We start from the raw sequence: 15,626 nt of genomic DNA, 5'->3' as shown, positions 1-15,626 counted from the left end.
GGAAGTGTATAAATGGAGGAAACTAAAAATAAACACAAAAATGGAAGTGGAGGAAAGCAATGAAGAAAATAGGTATAGTAATATGCAATTTTAATAAAGTTGACAAAGTACTTGAATGTATTCAGTGCATTCTTGAAAATAAATTTACGGATTATGATTTATATGTTGTTGATAATGCGTCAACAGATGGTGCACCGGATGCTATAAGAGACAAATATGGTGATAAAGTAAAGCTTATTGTAAATAAAGAAAATCTTGGCGGTTCAGGTGGTTTTAATACAGGGCTTCGTGTTGCATATAAAGAGGGATATGAATATCTTATGTGTGTAGATAATGATGCAATGCTTGATGAGAATGCAATAGGAAATCTCTATAAATTTCTTGAAGAGCATGACGAGGTTGGTATGGCAGCGTCAAAAATATATCATTTGGAAGCACCTGACTATATCCAGCAGTTTGGACAGACGATTGACTTTGAATATTTTTGTACGGATGTACCTCATCTTGACATGTATGAAGACGGTTCAATGCCTGATTATCTGTATGTAGACAGCGTAGCGGCATGCTCGCTCATGATAAGAAGAAGTACAATAGATAAAATCGGATTTATGCCGGAGGAGAATTTCCTTTATTGGGATGATACAGAATGGTGTTATCTGTGCAATAAGGCAGGAATGAAAGTGGCATCAGTAGGAACGTCAAAGGCACTTCATGCAATGGGGGCAAAAAGGGAGACAGTTAATACATTTCCTACATATTATGCATGGAGAAACTGGATAAATTTCTTCGTGAAATATACGCCTGAAAAAGACCTTGACAGAATGACAGATACATTCTTAAATTCAATGTTCCAAATAGTATATGAGGGGCTTCATAACGGCGAATATAACAGGGCAAAAACCGTAATGCTTGCATATGATGATGCAATTCATGGCATTACAGGAAAAGCGGGCGAAAACAGAATATTTGAACTTGATTTTAATGAGACGCCGTTTAGAGAACTTTTTGAGAGTGCACAGAGCTTTTTTATAAATGAAAATAATCATCCTGTTATGGCAGAGAGAGTAAGATTACTTGCACAAAATTTTGGATATGATATAAATTGGTGTGAAAGAGCAGAAGCCGATGTAAAGGAAATTATAATATGTGATAATATTTTTGATATAGATGACCTTTCAGGAGAGAAGATTTACATAGATATAAATGATTGCATATTAAGGACGGAGGACGATATGCTTGATGTGATAAATTACAACTATAGCAAGCGTAGTTTTTCATTTGCAAATAAACCGGTATTTATGCAGAAGATTAAAGAACTTAGAGCGAAGATGGAATAATTAAAAATTATTCAAAAAAGGAATAGAAAACCCCGAAAGTCTCACACACTTTCGGGGTTTGCGTGTATTATCCGACATGGATATATGATATCTTTTGTCTGACGACATTATATGGTATGCAAAAAGTATTTGCAATATACAAAAAACAGAAACAGTTACAACATGCTTTGTTTCTAGTGACACATCTTTAAAAATCGTTCATGGATTTTTGTGCTTTCATCAAGTTCAGGATGGAATGAGATGGCAATCTGATTTTTATATTCTACTCCCACGATATTATCATTAACTACTGCCGTTACATCAACTTCCGGTTTTGCTTCGGCAACATAAGGTGCTCTTATGAAAGTCATAGGAATTTCGCCAAGTCTCTCATAATCACTTTCTGTATAAAAACTTCCAAGCTGTCTGCCGTAAGCGTTTCTTTTCACCGTGATAGGAAGTGTTGCGAGATGTTTTGTAGCGTCGTCCTCAATATCTTTTGCAAGAAGAATCATACCCGCACATGTTGCAAGGACAGGAAGTCCGCCTTCAATTTGTTCTTTTATATTGTCAAACATATCAAGTTCTCTTAAAAGTTTGCCCTGGACAGTGCTTTCGCCACCGGGAAGAATTATACCGTCAAGTCTGGTATCAAGGTCAGATTTCTGACGAAGTTCAGTATATTCAACACCAAGCTTATCAAGTACCTTTTCGTGTTCAATAAAAGCACCCTGTAAAGCTAAAATTCCTATATTCATAGAAGCATTACCTCTTTTCTAGTTTTTATCTTATTCAATCAACACAGATTTTTTTGGTATAAAAAATTTGCGCATATGATTTTTTATAACTATTTTCCTCTTTCAGCCATAAGAAGTGCAATTTCCTGTTCGTTGATACCGACCATTGCTTCTCCTAAATCCTCAGAAAGTTCTGCGATAAGTTTTGCGTCTGTATAGTTTGTTACTGCTTTTACGATGGCAGCAGCTCTTTTAGCAGGATTCCCTGATTTGAATATACCTGAACCTACGAATACACCTTCTGCACCGAGCTGCATCATAAGTGCTGCGTCAGCAGGAGTAGCAACACCGCCGGCTGCAAAGTTTACAACAGGAAGTTTACCGTTTTCGTGTACATATTCTACAAGTTCATAAGGAACCTGATACTGTTTTGCTGCTTCAAAAAGTTCATCCTCACGGAGACTTGTAAGTTTTCTTATTGCGCTGTTCATCATACGCATATGTCTTACTGCCTGAACTATATCACCTGTACCCGGTTCACCTTTTGTTCTTATCATAGAAGCACCTTCATTGATTCGTCTAAGTGCTTCGCCAAGGTCTTTGGCACCGCATACAAAAGGAACTTTGAAATCTCTTTTATTGATATGATAAACGTCATCGGCAGGAGATAAAACTTCACTTTCATCTATGTAATCAATTTCGATAGCTTCAAGTACCTGTGCCTCTGCAAAATGACCGATACGACACTTAGCCATTACGGGAATTGAAACAGCTTCCTGAATACCTTTTATCATTTTAGGGTCGCTCATTCGTGAAACGCCGCCGGCTGCTCTTATGTCAGCAGGAATTCTTTCAAGTGCCATAACTGCACATGCTCCGGCTTCTTGTGCGATTTTTGCCTGTTCAGGAGTAGTTACATCCATTATAACTCCGCCTTTTAACATCTGTGCGAGTTCCTTATTAAGTTCGTATCTTTTATTCATTGTGTTTCCTCCATATTCTTTACAACTGATATGTGTATGATATAATAACTCCAAAATCCAGATGCATTGCATCTGCCGCACTTCGTGCTAGTTGATTTTGTCGTTCATAAATTTTGTGCAAGAGAACAAGCTCTCTTGCATTGCAAATTTATGATATAATAACTTCTGGATATAAAAAAATCATCAAAACAAATATATTCAAAAAGGTCAGTTTAAAGAGGAGAGTTGGTATGCTTACATATTCATTTGCGGATATAGGTTCAGATTCGTTGTATGAACACCTGTACAAGTGTATTAAAAATGACATAAAAAAGGGAGTTTTAGGTAAAAATGAGAAACTTCCATCAAAAAGAAGTCTTGCAAAAAATCTGGGTATAAGTGTCATTACAGTTGAGAATGCATATGCCCAGTTGATTGCAGAAGGATACATTTATTCAATTGCAAAAAAAGGATATTATGTATCTGACATTAAAGATACTTATGACTGGGATAGTGATTATGAAGTAAACAGACATGAAAGAGGTATGTCTGACAATATGAAAAACAGTGCCAGACAGATTGAGATTGTAAAGGAAAAAATGCGTGACAGGATTGATGAAGAATTTTCTGTTTCGTATGACGGCTCAGAGGGAAAATATATAGCCGATTTTACAAAGAATAAGATGGTTTCCGATATGTTTCCTTTTACGATATGGACAAAACTTATAAGGGAGGTTTTATCTGAACAGCAGAATGCGCTTATGACAAATCCGCCAAGCGGAGGGGCTATGGAACTTAGAAGAGCGATTGCAAAGCATCTTAAGGAGTTTAGGGGGATGATTGTTGCGCCTAAGCAGATAATAATCGGCGCTGGAACAGAGTATCTTTACGGACTTATAATACAGCTTCTTGGAATGGATAAAAAATACGGAGTTGAAGATCCGGGATATGATAAAATTTCAAAGATATACAGGTGTCATGGTGTAAAACAGGATTATATAGGAATGGATGAATATGGTGTTATACCGTCGCAGGTAAGTGAAAAAAAGATTGATATTCTTCACATTACACCGTCACACCACTTTCCGACAGGGATAGTTATGCCGATAAGCAGGAGATATGAACTGCTTGGATGGGCGAATCAGGATGAAAAAAGATACATAATAGAAGATGATTATGACAGTGAGCTTAGACTGAACGGTCAGCCGATACCTGCACTTCAAAGTATTGATGTATCAGAAAAAGTAATCTATATAAATACATTTACGAAAACACTTTCTTCAACAGTCAGGATAAGTTATATGGTACTGCCTGAAAAGCTGCTTGAAAAGTTTTACAGGACATTGTTTTTTTATTCCTGCACGGTATCTAATTTTGAACAATACACGCTTGCAAAGTTTATAGATGAAGGCTGTTTTGAAAAACATATAAACAGAATGAGAAAATATTACACTGAAAAGAAAAAGAAGTTTTTGACTGCAATAAAGAAAAGCAAATTAAACAAATATGTAACAGTACATGAGGAGGACGCGGGACTGCAGTTTCTTATGGAGATAAAAACAAAATACACTGACGAGGAATTTGTGAAAAGAGCAAACAAACTGGGAATAAAAATGTCGCCTCTGTCAGGTTTTTATCGTTTGGAGGAAAATAAATCTGAGCATATGTTTGTGATGAATTATCTGGGAGTTGAAGAAAATAATATAGAAAAAGTAGTTGAAAAATTGTGTACTATTGTTTGACTAATTTATAATCGTATCGTACACTATTATGTAGCTTGTTTTTTCGCTTATGGTGCGAAAATAATGATGCAAGGGTCAAAAGGTATTTTGAACCTTGCATCAAAAATAATAAGATTGATTAAGGAATAAAATGATGACCGAGTACAAAGTTAAAAAATATTTGAAGGATGATATAGTAGCTGAGGTTCCGGGGTCAAAGAGTATTACAAACAGAGCTCTTTTGCTTGCGGCTATGGCAGATGGAACTTCAAGGCTGGAGGGAGCTGCGTTCAGTGAAGATTCAGTTCATTTTTTAAATGCACTTAAAGAATTAGGATTTACTGCACAGGCTGATGAAAAAAAATGCAGTGTTGTAATTGAGGGACACGGCGGAAAAATCCCAAATAAAAATGCAAAGATATATGTTGGGAGTGCGGGTACCGCTGCAAGATTTCTTACAGCATTTACGGCTATGGGGGATGGAGAATATATACTTGAATCGTCAGACCAGATGAGAAAAAGACCGATGAGGGAACTTCTTGTGGCACTTGAAAGTCTTGGAGCGGAATTTACATGGCTCGAAGATGAATATACTTTTCCTATGAAAGTAAAGGGCATATTATATGGAAGAAATTCAGATATAAATTCGGCAAAAAAATCTGAAATGAATCTGAATGGTGTTATAGCAGATAAAGTAATTGAGCCTAAACAGGTTGATTTGAATATAGACAGGAGCAGTCAGTTTCTCAGTGCATTGTTATTGGTGCTTCCGATAGCTTTTGATGATGTTACCATAAAAATGACAGGGACAAGACAGGCGAGGTCATATGTCGAGATGACGGAGCAGATGATGAAGCAATTTGGTCATACAGGGATTGAAAAGCTTGCCGGTGACTGTTACAGAGTCAGAGGAATGAAATATACCGCACTGAATTATAATATAGAGCCGGATGTATCGGCGGCATGTTATTTTTATGCACTTGCGGCAGCGACGGGTAAACGTGCAATGGTAAAGCGAATGAGAAAAGATTCATTACAGGGCGATATGAAATTTATAGGTATGCTTGAAAAGATGGGCTGTGAAGTGAGATGGGACAAAGGTAAAGAAAATAATCTTTGGCTTAAAGGACCTGATGGCAAGCTTAAAGGAATTGAAGTAAAGATGTCGGATTTTTCAGATCAGGCACTTACGCTTGCCGCTATTGCTCCTTTTGCAGATTCAAAAGTGACAATAACAGGCATAGCACATATCAGAGGGCAGGAATCTGACAGGATAAAAGTTATTGTTGACGAACTTACTAAAATGGGGATATCATGTAATGAACTGACAGATGGTGTGGAAATATATCCGGGTACACCGAAAAATGTTGAGATAGAGACATACAATGACCATAGAGTTGCAATGTCATTTGCAGTTACAGGACTTGCGGGTGACGGTATGACAATATTAAATCCTGAATGCTGCAAAAAAACATTTGCGGGATTTTTTGATGAAATAGACAGATTGGAGGAATAGAATTTAATGAAGAAAGTAATTGAAATATTGCAGGAAGAACTCAGTGCCGCTTTTGAGAAAGCAGGTTATGATAAGAAGTATGCGAAAGTCGGTGTTTCAAACAGACCTGACCTTTGCCAGTATCAGTGTAATGGTGCTCTTGCGGCAGCTAAGGAGTATCACAAAGCACCTATTCAGATGGCAAACGAAGTTGTTGAATTATTAAACGGAAGTGACAGCTTTAAGGAGATAGTGGCACAGGCACCCGGTTTTATAAACATGACTGTAAGTGACAAATTTCTTGCTGATTATATAAATGAAATGGCGGTTTCGGAGACACTTGGCCTTGAAAAAGCAGAAAAACCTGAAACTATAGTTATAGATTACGGCGGAGCAAATGTTGCAAAACCGCTTCATGTTGGTCATCTTCGTTCAGCCGTTATCGGTGAGAGCATAAAGAGAACAGCACGTTATCTCGGACACAAGGTAGTCGGTGATGTGCATCTCGGTGACTGGGGACTTCAGATTGGTCTTATTATTACAGAATTAAAACACCGCAAGCCTGAACTTGTATATTTTGATGAGAATTTTGACGGAGAATATCCAACAGAACCTCCTTTTACAATGTCTGACCTTGAGGAAATTTATCCTTACGCATCAGGTTATTCAAAAGAACATCCTGAATATAAAGAAGAAGCACAGACTGCGACGGCAGAACTTCAGTCGGGAAGAAGAGGTTATCTTGCGCTTTGGCAGCATATTATAAATGTATCTGTAGCTGACTTAAAGAAAATATATACAAAGTTAAATGTTGAATTTGATTTATGGAAGAAAGAATCAGACGCACAGCCTTACATTCCACAGATGGTTCAGGATATGAAAGATGGCGGATATGCACATATAGATCAGGGAGCACTTGTTGTAGATGTAAAAGAAGATACTGATACAAAAGAGATTCCTCCATGTATGATTCTTAAATCAAACGGAGCAACTCTTTACAATACAACAGACCTTGCAACTATTGTGGAAAGACGCAAATTGTTTGATCCGGATGAGATAATTTATGTAGTTGATAAAAGACAGTCGCTTTATTTTGAACAGGTATTCAGATGTGCGAGAAAGACAAAAATTATCGGTGAAGATGTAAAACTTGAGTTTGTAGGATTTGGTACTATGAACGGCAAGGACGGCAAACCGTTTAAGACTCGTGACGGCGGAGTTTTAAGACTTGAAAAACTGCTTGAAGATGTAAATGAGCAGGTACTTGACAAGATGAAAGACAGGGATATGGACAAGGATATGATAGATGATGCAGCAGCTAAGATAAGCCTTGCCGCTATCAAATACGGTGACCTCAGCAATCAGGCATCAAAAGATTATATATTTGATGTTGAGAGATTTACATCATTTGAGGGTAATACAGGACCATATATCTTATATACTATTGTCCGTACAAAATCACTTCTTGCAAAAGTGAAAGCGCAGAATATAACAGTTGATGAAAATAGTGCAATAGAGCCTGCCGACAGCAAATCTGAAACAGATGTGATGCTTGCACTCACAAAATGGTCAGAGACAGTTAATGCTGCATTTGAGGAACATGCACCACACAAGATATGCCAGTTTGTATATGAACTTTCAGACACATTCAATAAGTTCTATCATGAAAACAAGATAGTAACAAACGAAAATGAAAAGCAGAGAGAGTCATATATAAAACTTAGTGCGCTGGTTGGAAAAGTTCTTGAAACGGCAATTGACCTTTTAGGACTTGAGGCACCGGAGAGAATGTAGAGAATGGAGGCGATTTTTGATGTATCGTTTGACATCAAAACTTGTAATATACAGAAATATAGGAAAAGACAGTATTTTATTTAAGCTTGCTGATATTTTTCAGAGATTTTCAACAGGCCAGTATGTGAAAGAAGATCTTATCACTGAGATTTATGACCAGATACATAATCTTCTTGACTTATCAACACGCTACGGTTTTGACAAAAATCTGTGGCACAATTATCTTGCTTTTTTACTTGCGATGAGTGAAAATCCGTTTACACTCGTTTCTGAAAAAGTAGGTGCAAATGAGGGAACAGTAAATGAGTTTGCAAAAGGTGACTTTGCAATCTTTAAGCAGTTATTTGATTATGATTTTTCTGCTATTGAAAAAGAACTTGGAATTGACTGTTTCAGCGTTGTGGTAAATTATAAGGCAATAGTTAAGAGTGAGCAGATTTTCAACAAGAGTGTAAGCGAGAAAGTCCAGAAATTAAGCAGTGATATAGAAAAGGCTGAAGATGAGACTGAAATGTACAAGATTGTCACTGACTTTTACAGAACTTACGGTGTTGGAAAGTTTGGATTAAACAAGGCATTCAGGGTAAATCACAATGAGACTGCAAGACAGACAGGTGAGATTTTGGAGCCTATCACGACAACGGGAAATATGTCGCTCGATGACCTTATCGGATATGAGTCTCAGAAACAGAAGCTTATTGAAAATACAGAAGCGTTTGTCAAGGGAAAGAAGGCGAATAACGTACTCCTTTTTGGTGATGCGGGTACAGGCAAATCTACAAGCATCAAGGCAATTTTAAATAAATATTACAGTCAGGGGCTTCGCATGATAGAAGTCTACAAGCATGAATTTAAAGACCTCTCGACAATTATTTCTGAGATTAAAAACAGAAATTACAGATTTATTATATATATGGATGACCTTTCATTTGAGGAATTTGAGATTGAATACAAATATCTTAAAGCGGTTATAGAAGGTGGTCTTGAGACAAAGCCTGACAATATTCTTATTTATGCTACTTCAAACAGACGACATCTTATAAGAGAGACATGGAGTGACCGCTCTGATATGTCAAAAGATGAGCTTCATCGTTCCGATACCATGCAGGAAAAACTTTCGCTTGTTGCAAGGTTTGGTGTTACTATCGGTTATTACAGACCTTCACAACAGGAGTATTTTGATATTGTTATCAATCTTGCGAAGAAGTATCCGGAGATTAAACTTACGGAAGACGAACTCAGACTTGAGGCGAACAAATGGGAATTGAGCCATGGCGGAATCTCAGGTCGAACAGCACAGCAATTTATCAACCATCTTATTGGTGTTGCGGATAACTAGTGTACTGTATCAATGGTTTTGGTATTATTAGTTGTACTAGGCAGGTGTGTGGATATAAACAGAAAAAACATAATAAATGAGGATTTAGAGAAAAATTTTTTATATAAATTTATAAAAAAATATGTTTTTATGTGGCTTATTTTTGCAGGCTGCATTGTTTCCGTGTGCGGAGCAGAATCTGCATCGGCAGCAGTGCAGTCTGATTATGATAAGCTTAAAACAAAGGTGATAAAAGCATACAAAGAATATAAAACAGAATTGGATATAGGTGCGTTTGAATTTTACATAAATGATGATAAAAGCAGTATAAAAGATATAATGACTGAGGTTGTAAATAAGACCCCGTCACTATTTTATACAAATCACAGTTATTCATTAGAGTACAATACATTAAATGGAAAAATAGTGAATATACAGCTTGGGTACGCATCAGAATACAAAAATTCAAGCGGAAATGTAAATGAGAGTGCGATAAAAAAGGCATCAAATAAAATTAACAAAGAGATAAAAAAGATAACTTCGCAGATAAAGTCCGGAATGAACAGTGTTGATAAGGCTTTATTTGTTCATGATTATATTGTAAAAAATACTTCATATGAAAATAAAAGTTCCAACAACAGCAGACTTACGGAATACGGTGTTTTAGTAAAACACAAAGGAAACTGTCAGGGCTATTCATTGGCTTATGCTGCGGTTATGGAAAAGCTTGGCTTTTCAGTCGGTTTTGTTAATTCGGATTCGATGGAGCATGTCTGGAATCTGGTGAAAATAGGTGCAAAGTGGTATAACATAGATGTTACATGGGATGACCCGGTTGACAGTATAAGAGGCAAAAATCAGGATGGGGTCGTATATCACAAGTATTTTCTTGCAAGTGACAGTTATATGAAAAAGAACGGGCATTATGGATATGAAAAGACAGCAGCTCAAAATACCAACTATGACAAAAGTTATGTTAAAAGTGTTACAAGTGCCTTTGATTATAGTGGCGGCAATTGGGTTTATATGAATTCATCAGGCATATACAGGCGCAGACATATTAACTCAGATATGGCTAAATGTCTTTATAAGGTTCAGGGAAAATGCTTTATAAAATATAATTCCATAAAGTATTATTATATATCGCACAACAGATTATATATATTCAGCAGCAAGAGCAATAAATCTGCACTTGTCTGGAGCCCTGTAAAAAAATACGGTTATTCATACTATATAGTGCAGTTAAAATGTGCATCAGGAAAAATTAAGTATAGTGTGCTTAATGCAAAAAATAATAAAGTGAAAAGCGGTTCACTTGAAATAAAAAAAGGCGGGTTTGTGTAAAAGCGGTTTTTTTGTTTTTAACTTTATTGACAAACTAAAGGCATATTGCTAAAATGAAACATGGTGGTAAAGAAAAAATCCGGTTTTGGAGGAAACTTATGAAGAAAAAGGTATTATCAATACTGGTTGACAACACATCGGGTGTGCTTAGCCGTATATCGGGCTTGTTCAGCAGACGCGGTTACAATATAGACAGTCTCACGGTTGGAGAGACAGAGAATCCAAAATATTCACGAATGACAGTTGTAGTCAGAGGTGATGACCATATATTGGATCAGATAGAAAAACAGCTTGCAAAACTTGAAGATGTAAGATGTGTAAAGGAACTTAAAAGCGGACATTCTGTATGCAGGGAACTTGTTTTGATAACAGTCGGAGTTCAGGCATCAAACAGACCGGAGATTATTGCTATAGCAGATACATTCAGAGGTAAGATAGTGGATGTAGGAGTTGACACTATGATGATTGAACTTACCGGAAATCAGACAAAGCTTAATGCATTCATTAAACTTCTTGATGGTTATGAAATTAAAGAACTTGTCAGAACAGGTATAGCAGGTCTTAGCAGAGGGGCAGAGGTTATGCTTGATGAGTTTGATTAAGCAGACATATAAAATTGGCGATAGCACAGGCAAAGGTCTGTACTTCACATATAATAATTAATTTTTCACAGGAGGAAAATAAAAATGGCAGAAGCAAGAATTTTTTATCAGGATGATTGTAATTTATCTTTATTGGATGGCAAGACAATCGCCATTATCGGCTATGGAAGTCAGGGTCATGCTCATGCGCTCAACCTTAAGGAGTCAGGTTGCGATGTCATTATCGGTCTTTATGAAGGTTCAAAATCTTGGGCAAAGGCTGAGAAGCAGGGCTTTAAAGTATATACAGCAGCAGAAGCTGCAAAGAAGGCTGACATTATCATGATTCTTATCAATGATGAGAAACAGGCAGATATGTATAAAGCTGACATTGAGCCAAATCTTGAAGCTGGAAATATGCTTATGTTTGCTCATGGATTCAATATTCATTTTGGATGTATCGTACCTCCAAAGGATGTAGACGTAACAATGATAGCACCTAAGGCACCGGGTCATACAGTACGTTCAGAGTATCAGGCAGGAAAAGGAACACCTTGTCTTGTTGCTGTAGAGCAGGATGCAACAGGCAAAGCACTCGACATTGCACTTGCATATTCACTTGGTATCGGTGGAGCAAGAGCAGGAGTTCTTGAGACAACATTCCGTACAGAGACAGAGACAGACCTCTTCGGTGAGCAGGCTGTACTTTGCGGTGGTGTTTGTGCACTTATGCAGGCAGGTTTTGAGACACTTGTTGAAGCAGGATACGATCCAAGAAATGCATACTTTGAGTGTATCCATGAGATGAAGCTTATCGTAGACCTTATCTATCAGTCAGGTTTCGCAGGAATGAGATACTCTATCTCCAACACAGCTGAGTACGGTGATTACATCACAGGACCTAAGATTGTTACTGCTGAGACAAAGAAAGCTATGAAACAGATTCTTACAGATATTCAGGATGGTACATTTGCAAAAGACTTCCTTCTTGATATGTCACCAGCAGGACGTCAGGTTCACTTCAAGGCTATGAGAAAACTTGCTTCAGAGCATCAGTCAGAGAAAGTCGGAGAAGAAATCCGTAAGCTTTACAGCTGGAATAATGAGGGAGACAAACTCATCAATAACTAATTCGGTTTTGATCTATAAAATTACATATAGAAATATATCAAAAGAGGTTATCTTGTGTATATTTTGCTGTTGTCTGCACCGTGAGTGCAGACAGCAGCGTATTGTATGCACCGGACAGCCTCTTTTTGAAATTTCTTTACAATTTGTTTGTATTCAATTATAATAAATCATATAATTATTTAAATAAGTATCGTGAGGAGGAGAAAGATGGCACTTATAGCCGGAGTGATAGGGATTGTAGTGATTGCTGTTGTGGTAGTGGTAGCTGCGGTTACGGCGGTTACGGCAGGAGTGAAGCAGTCTCTCGATGATGAATGATTTGTTTTTAGTAGAGCGGCTTGTGAGGTTTTACACAGGTTGCTCTATTTCTTTGTTGAACAATGAAAGGAACGATAAAAAGATAATGTTGAAAGTCAAAAATGTTGAAATAGGCAGCGGAATACCTAAAGTATGTGCACCTATAGTTGAAAAAAATCAGGATGATATTCTTGAGATGGGCGAGATACTTATGGCAAAAAAGAGTGTTGATATTGTCGAGTGGAGGATTGATTTTTTTGAGGAGTGTTTTAATACTCAGAAATTATTGGAAACAGCGGGACTTTTAAGGGCGGTTATACCGGGAAAGCCGATACTCGCCACATTCCGCACAAAAAATGAGGGTGGGGAAAAGAATATAGAGGCAGATGTTTATATTAAAATGCTGGAGAACTTAGCCGAAAGCGGATATGTTGACATAGTTGATATAGAAGCATATTTTATGGATAGAGCCAAAACAGAAAAAATAATAAGTAAATTAAAGAATAAAACTGTTGTAATCGGTTCATATCACAATTTTAACAAAACTCCCGAGTATGATGAGATATGTGAGAGGCTTAAATATATGAAGGAAATCGGTGCAGATATTCCTAAACTTGCATGTATGCCTGAGCAAAAGAACGATGTTTTTACGCTTATGAGAGCAACAAATGATTTTGTTACTGACAATAGAAATATTCCTGTTATAACTATGTCGATGGATGAAATCGGCAAGATAAGCAGGGTAAGTGGAAAAAGCTTTGGTTCTTCTGTCACATTTGGCTGTCTTGGAAAAGCGAGTGCACCGGGACAGATAAATGTAGATGATTTGAAAAATGTATTAAATATAATAACATTACCGGAGGATGAAGATGAGTAGACTTGAAAAACATATTTTTTTGATAGGTTTTATGGGAGTAGGAAAAACAAGTACATCACGTTTTTTAAGCAGAAAACTTGGAGTGAAGGAGGTGGATACTGATGCAATGATAGTTGAACAGGAGAAAAAAAGCATTTCTGATATTTTTGCTTACGAAGGGGAAGAATATTTCAGAAAAAAAGAGACAGAGCTGATAGACAAAATCGGTGAGATGAAACCATGTATAGTATCATGCGGCGGCGGAATGGCAATGCGTGAAATAAACGTGGAAAAGATGAAAAAGGTCGGACAGATAGTCTGGCTTACTGCAACACCTGAGACTATTTATTCCCATGTAAAAGACAGCACAAACAGACCGTTATTAAACGGAAATATGAATGTTCCTTATATCAAGTCGCTTATGGATGAGAGAGAGCCAAAATACAGACATGCGGCAGATATTATTATTGAAACTGATGATTGTACACCTGCTCAGGTTGCAGATAAGATAACAAAAAAAGTAAAATAGTAAAGTATTTTGCTATTTGCATCATATAAAAAAAATTACTTTTGAAACAAATAGAGAGGTATAGAGGATGAGATTAAATAAGGTAAATAATGTGAAAAAAAGAGGAATTGCACTTTTACTTGGTGTTTCGTTATGCATGTCAATGTTTGTGGATGTGCAGGGCAGCAATGTTTCAGCAGCCAAACATGCATCAAAATTAAAAAAAGAAGAAGTAGTGGATGCTGACAGTGATGAAGAAGTGAAAGAGGATAAGGATATTGTATTTGATGCGTCTAATGAAGACGGCGAATATGCTGTTTCAGTAAATGACAGTGGTTCGTTCTCTGTTATCAATTATGAAAATTCGGACAAGGCAGTAGAGTCAATAAAGTGGAGTGCAAGCGATGAAAATATTGTAAAAGTTGAGGATTCAGATGATTTTAAGGCAAATTATACGGCATTAAGTCCCGGAAGAGTTAATATATATGTGGATGTTACATACAGCAGAAATGATGTAAGTGAGCAGGATGACACATATAACGATGACGATTCAAGTTATTTGGACAGATATACATTCAGTCTTTGCGTATATCCTGATATGTCAGGTGTTGAGCTAACAAGTACAAGCCAGATAAAATATATAACAAAGTATGATTATAATACGGAATTTACTTTTAATCTGAAGAGTGATATTCTGCTTGATGAAGATAATCCGGATGTAGGATTTGAAGTGAACAGTTCAAATAAATCAATGTCTGTATCTGCTTCCTTAAAAGATAATGTTGTTTCAATATGGGCATATAAGGCGGGTCAGACAAAAGTAACATTTAAAATATACGATAAAGAATTTGAAGTCAGTATTAAGGTTATAAAAATATCAATAAATAAAAATACACTGCTCATAATAAAAGGAAGAACTGCAAATGTTAAATTAAAAGGTGTATCTAAGGGAATAAAGTGGTCATCAAACAGAAAAAAAATTGCGAGTGTTAATTCAAAAGGCAAGATTAAAGCAAAGAGAATCGGAACAGCAGTTATTATAGCAAATGTGAACGGAACAAAATTAGGATGTGCTGTATCTGTTGTGTCACCTAAAGTTTATAATGTTATAAAGAAAGGTCGTAGTATTGCAAAGGGGACATACAGCCAGCCTAGAAGAATGCAAAGAGGATATTATGACTGCAGTTCTTTGGTATGGCGTGCGTATTCAAAATACGGAACTTATTTTGGTGCAAGAAGTTATGCGCCGGTAGCGGCAGATATATGCAGATGGTGCTGGAGTTCAAAGAGTAAGAGAATAAGTTCAGGATTAAAAGACAGCCAGATACAGAATATGAAACTGAGAGCAGGAGACATTATATTTAAAACAGGTGCCAAGAACGGAAGATATAAGGGGATTTATCATGTTGAAATGTTCGCCGGTTACAGCTGCATTGGATTTAATTCAAAAGGAAAGCCAAATTTAACTGCTGTATGGGTTAACAGGTCACAGGGATATTATGCATATGGTTCGCTTGTTGCAAGACCGTAGATTAAAAAAACATATACGTAAAAAATGTTGATGGA

General features: G+C 36.8%; 13 protein-coding genes. 11 read left to right on the top strand and 2 right to left on the bottom strand.

What is annotated here, in order from left to right; translation table 11 throughout:
* Window positions 1–59 precede the first annotated feature (59 nt).
* Window positions 60–1,337 carry a glycosyltransferase family 2 protein gene (locus ACZLXV_RS06205; RefSeq protein ID WP_482382829.1) on the top strand — a complete coding sequence of 426 codons (1,278 nt, stop codon included), beginning with the start codon at window positions 60–62 and terminating at the stop codon, window positions 1,335–1,337.
* 173 nt (window positions 1,338–1,510) lie between these two features.
* Here ACZLXV_RS06205 and pdxT read toward each other — a convergent pair whose 3' ends face one another.
* Together pdxT and pdxS are read right to left on the bottom strand one after the other, a co-directional pair.
* Window positions 1,511–2,074 carry a pyridoxal 5'-phosphate synthase glutaminase subunit PdxT gene (pdxT, locus tag ACZLXV_RS06200; protein WP_482382828.1) on the bottom strand — a complete coding sequence of 188 codons (564 nt, stop codon included), beginning with the start codon at window positions 2,072–2,074 and terminating at the stop codon, window positions 1,511–1,513.
* An 89-nt stretch (window positions 2,075–2,163) separates the two neighbouring features.
* The gene (gene pdxS / locus ACZLXV_RS06195; protein WP_022014755.1) at window positions 2,164–3,036 is read right to left on the bottom strand and encodes a pyridoxal 5'-phosphate synthase lyase subunit PdxS; all 873 of its coding nucleotides are present in this window, start codon (window positions 3,034–3,036) and stop codon (window positions 2,164–2,166) included.
* A gap of 230 nt (window positions 3,037–3,266) precedes the next feature.
* Between pdxS and pdxR the strand changes: the two genes are divergently transcribed.
* The 10 genes from pdxR to ACZLXV_RS06145 all read left to right on the top strand — a co-directional run bounded on the left by pdxR (window position 3,267) and on the right by ACZLXV_RS06145 (window position 15,591).
* Window positions 3,267–4,757, top strand: coding sequence for a MocR-like pyridoxine biosynthesis transcription factor PdxR (gene pdxR / locus ACZLXV_RS06190; RefSeq protein WP_022224792.1), 1,491 nt, complete (start codon window positions 3,267–3,269; stop codon window positions 4,755–4,757).
* A 130-nt stretch (window positions 4,758–4,887) separates the two neighbouring features.
* On the top strand, window positions 4,888–6,252 hold the full coding sequence (locus ACZLXV_RS06185; protein WP_022224791.1) for a 3-phosphoshikimate 1-carboxyvinyltransferase: 1,365 nt from the start codon (window positions 4,888–4,890) through the stop codon (window positions 6,250–6,252).
* A gap of 6 nt (window positions 6,253–6,258) precedes the next feature.
* A complete protein-coding gene (gene argS / locus ACZLXV_RS06180) occupies window positions 6,259–8,025 on the top strand; it encodes an arginine--tRNA ligase (RefSeq protein ID WP_482382827.1) in 1,767 nt (588 codons plus the stop codon).
* A 19-nt stretch (window positions 8,026–8,044) separates the two neighbouring features.
* Complete coding sequence (locus ACZLXV_RS06175) at window positions 8,045–9,364, top strand: ATP-binding protein (protein WP_022224789.1); 1,320 nt, start codon at window positions 8,045–8,047, stop codon at window positions 9,362–9,364.
* A gap of 48 nt (window positions 9,365–9,412) precedes the next feature.
* Window positions 9,413–10,687, top strand: a complete 1,275-nt coding sequence (locus ACZLXV_RS06170; RefSeq protein ID WP_482382826.1) for a transglutaminase domain-containing protein — start codon at window positions 9,413–9,415, stop codon at window positions 10,685–10,687.
* A gap of 98 nt (window positions 10,688–10,785) precedes the next feature.
* Complete coding sequence (ilvN, locus tag ACZLXV_RS06165; protein ID WP_022224787.1) at window positions 10,786–11,289, top strand: acetolactate synthase small subunit; 504 nt, start codon at window positions 10,786–10,788, stop codon at window positions 11,287–11,289.
* Window positions 11,290–11,373: 84 nt separating this feature from the next.
* On the top strand, window positions 11,374–12,399 hold the full coding sequence (ilvC, locus tag ACZLXV_RS06160) for a ketol-acid reductoisomerase (RefSeq protein WP_482382825.1): 1,026 nt from the start codon (window positions 11,374–11,376) through the stop codon (window positions 12,397–12,399).
* 373 nt (window positions 12,400–12,772) lie between these two features.
* The gene (gene aroD, locus ACZLXV_RS06155; RefSeq protein ID WP_482382824.1) at window positions 12,773–13,573 is read left to right on the top strand and encodes a type I 3-dehydroquinate dehydratase; all 801 of its coding nucleotides are present in this window, start codon (window positions 12,773–12,775) and stop codon (window positions 13,571–13,573) included.
* Window positions 13,566–14,081, top strand: coding sequence for a shikimate kinase (locus tag ACZLXV_RS06150; RefSeq protein WP_022224783.1), 516 nt, complete (start codon window positions 13,566–13,568; stop codon window positions 14,079–14,081). The genes aroD and ACZLXV_RS06150 overlap by 8 nt, the downstream gene beginning before the upstream one ends.
* A gap of 67 nt (window positions 14,082–14,148) precedes the next feature.
* Window positions 14,149–15,591, top strand: a complete 1,443-nt coding sequence (locus tag ACZLXV_RS06145) for an Ig-like domain-containing protein (RefSeq protein ID WP_482382823.1) — start codon at window positions 14,149–14,151, stop codon at window positions 15,589–15,591.
* Window positions 15,592–15,626 lie beyond the last annotated feature (35 nt).

The organism is Butyribacter sp. (assembly GCF_056818865.1).
This window is presented reverse-complemented; position numbering and strand designations above follow the sequence as displayed.

Bases quoted from the DNA above. Each gene is read 5' to 3' on its own strand.
- ilvC (WP_482382825.1), top strand. From the start codon at position 11,374: ATGGCAGAAGCAAGAATTTTTTATCAGGATGATTGTAATTTATCTTTA.
- ilvN (WP_022224787.1), top strand. From the start codon at position 10,786: ATGAAGAAAAAGGTATTATCAATACTGGTTGACAACACATCGGGTGTG.
- ACZLXV_RS06205 (WP_482382829.1), top strand. From the start codon at position 60: ATGAAGAAAATAGGTATAGTAATATGCAATTTTAATAAAGTTGACAAA.
- argS (WP_482382827.1), top strand. From the start codon at position 6,259: ATGAAGAAAGTAATTGAAATATTGCAGGAAGAACTCAGTGCCGCTTTT.
- pdxR (WP_022224792.1), top strand. From the start codon at position 3,267: ATGCTTACATATTCATTTGCGGATATAGGTTCAGATTCGTTGTATGAA.
- ACZLXV_RS06145 (WP_482382823.1), top strand. From the start codon at position 14,149: ATGAGATTAAATAAGGTAAATAATGTGAAAAAAAGAGGAATTGCACTT.
- pdxS (WP_022014755.1), bottom strand. From the start codon at position 3,036: ATGAATAAAAGATACGAACTTAATAAGGAACTCGCACAGATGTTAAAA.
- ACZLXV_RS06185 (WP_022224791.1), top strand. From the start codon at position 4,888: ATGATGACCGAGTACAAAGTTAAAAAATATTTGAAGGATGATATAGTA.
- ACZLXV_RS06175 (WP_022224789.1), top strand. From the start codon at position 8,045: ATGTATCGTTTGACATCAAAACTTGTAATATACAGAAATATAGGAAAA.
- pdxT (WP_482382828.1), bottom strand. From the start codon at position 2,074: ATGAATATAGGAATTTTAGCTTTACAGGGTGCTTTTATTGAACACGAA.
- ACZLXV_RS06150 (WP_022224783.1), top strand. From the start codon at position 13,566: ATGAGTAGACTTGAAAAACATATTTTTTTGATAGGTTTTATGGGAGTA.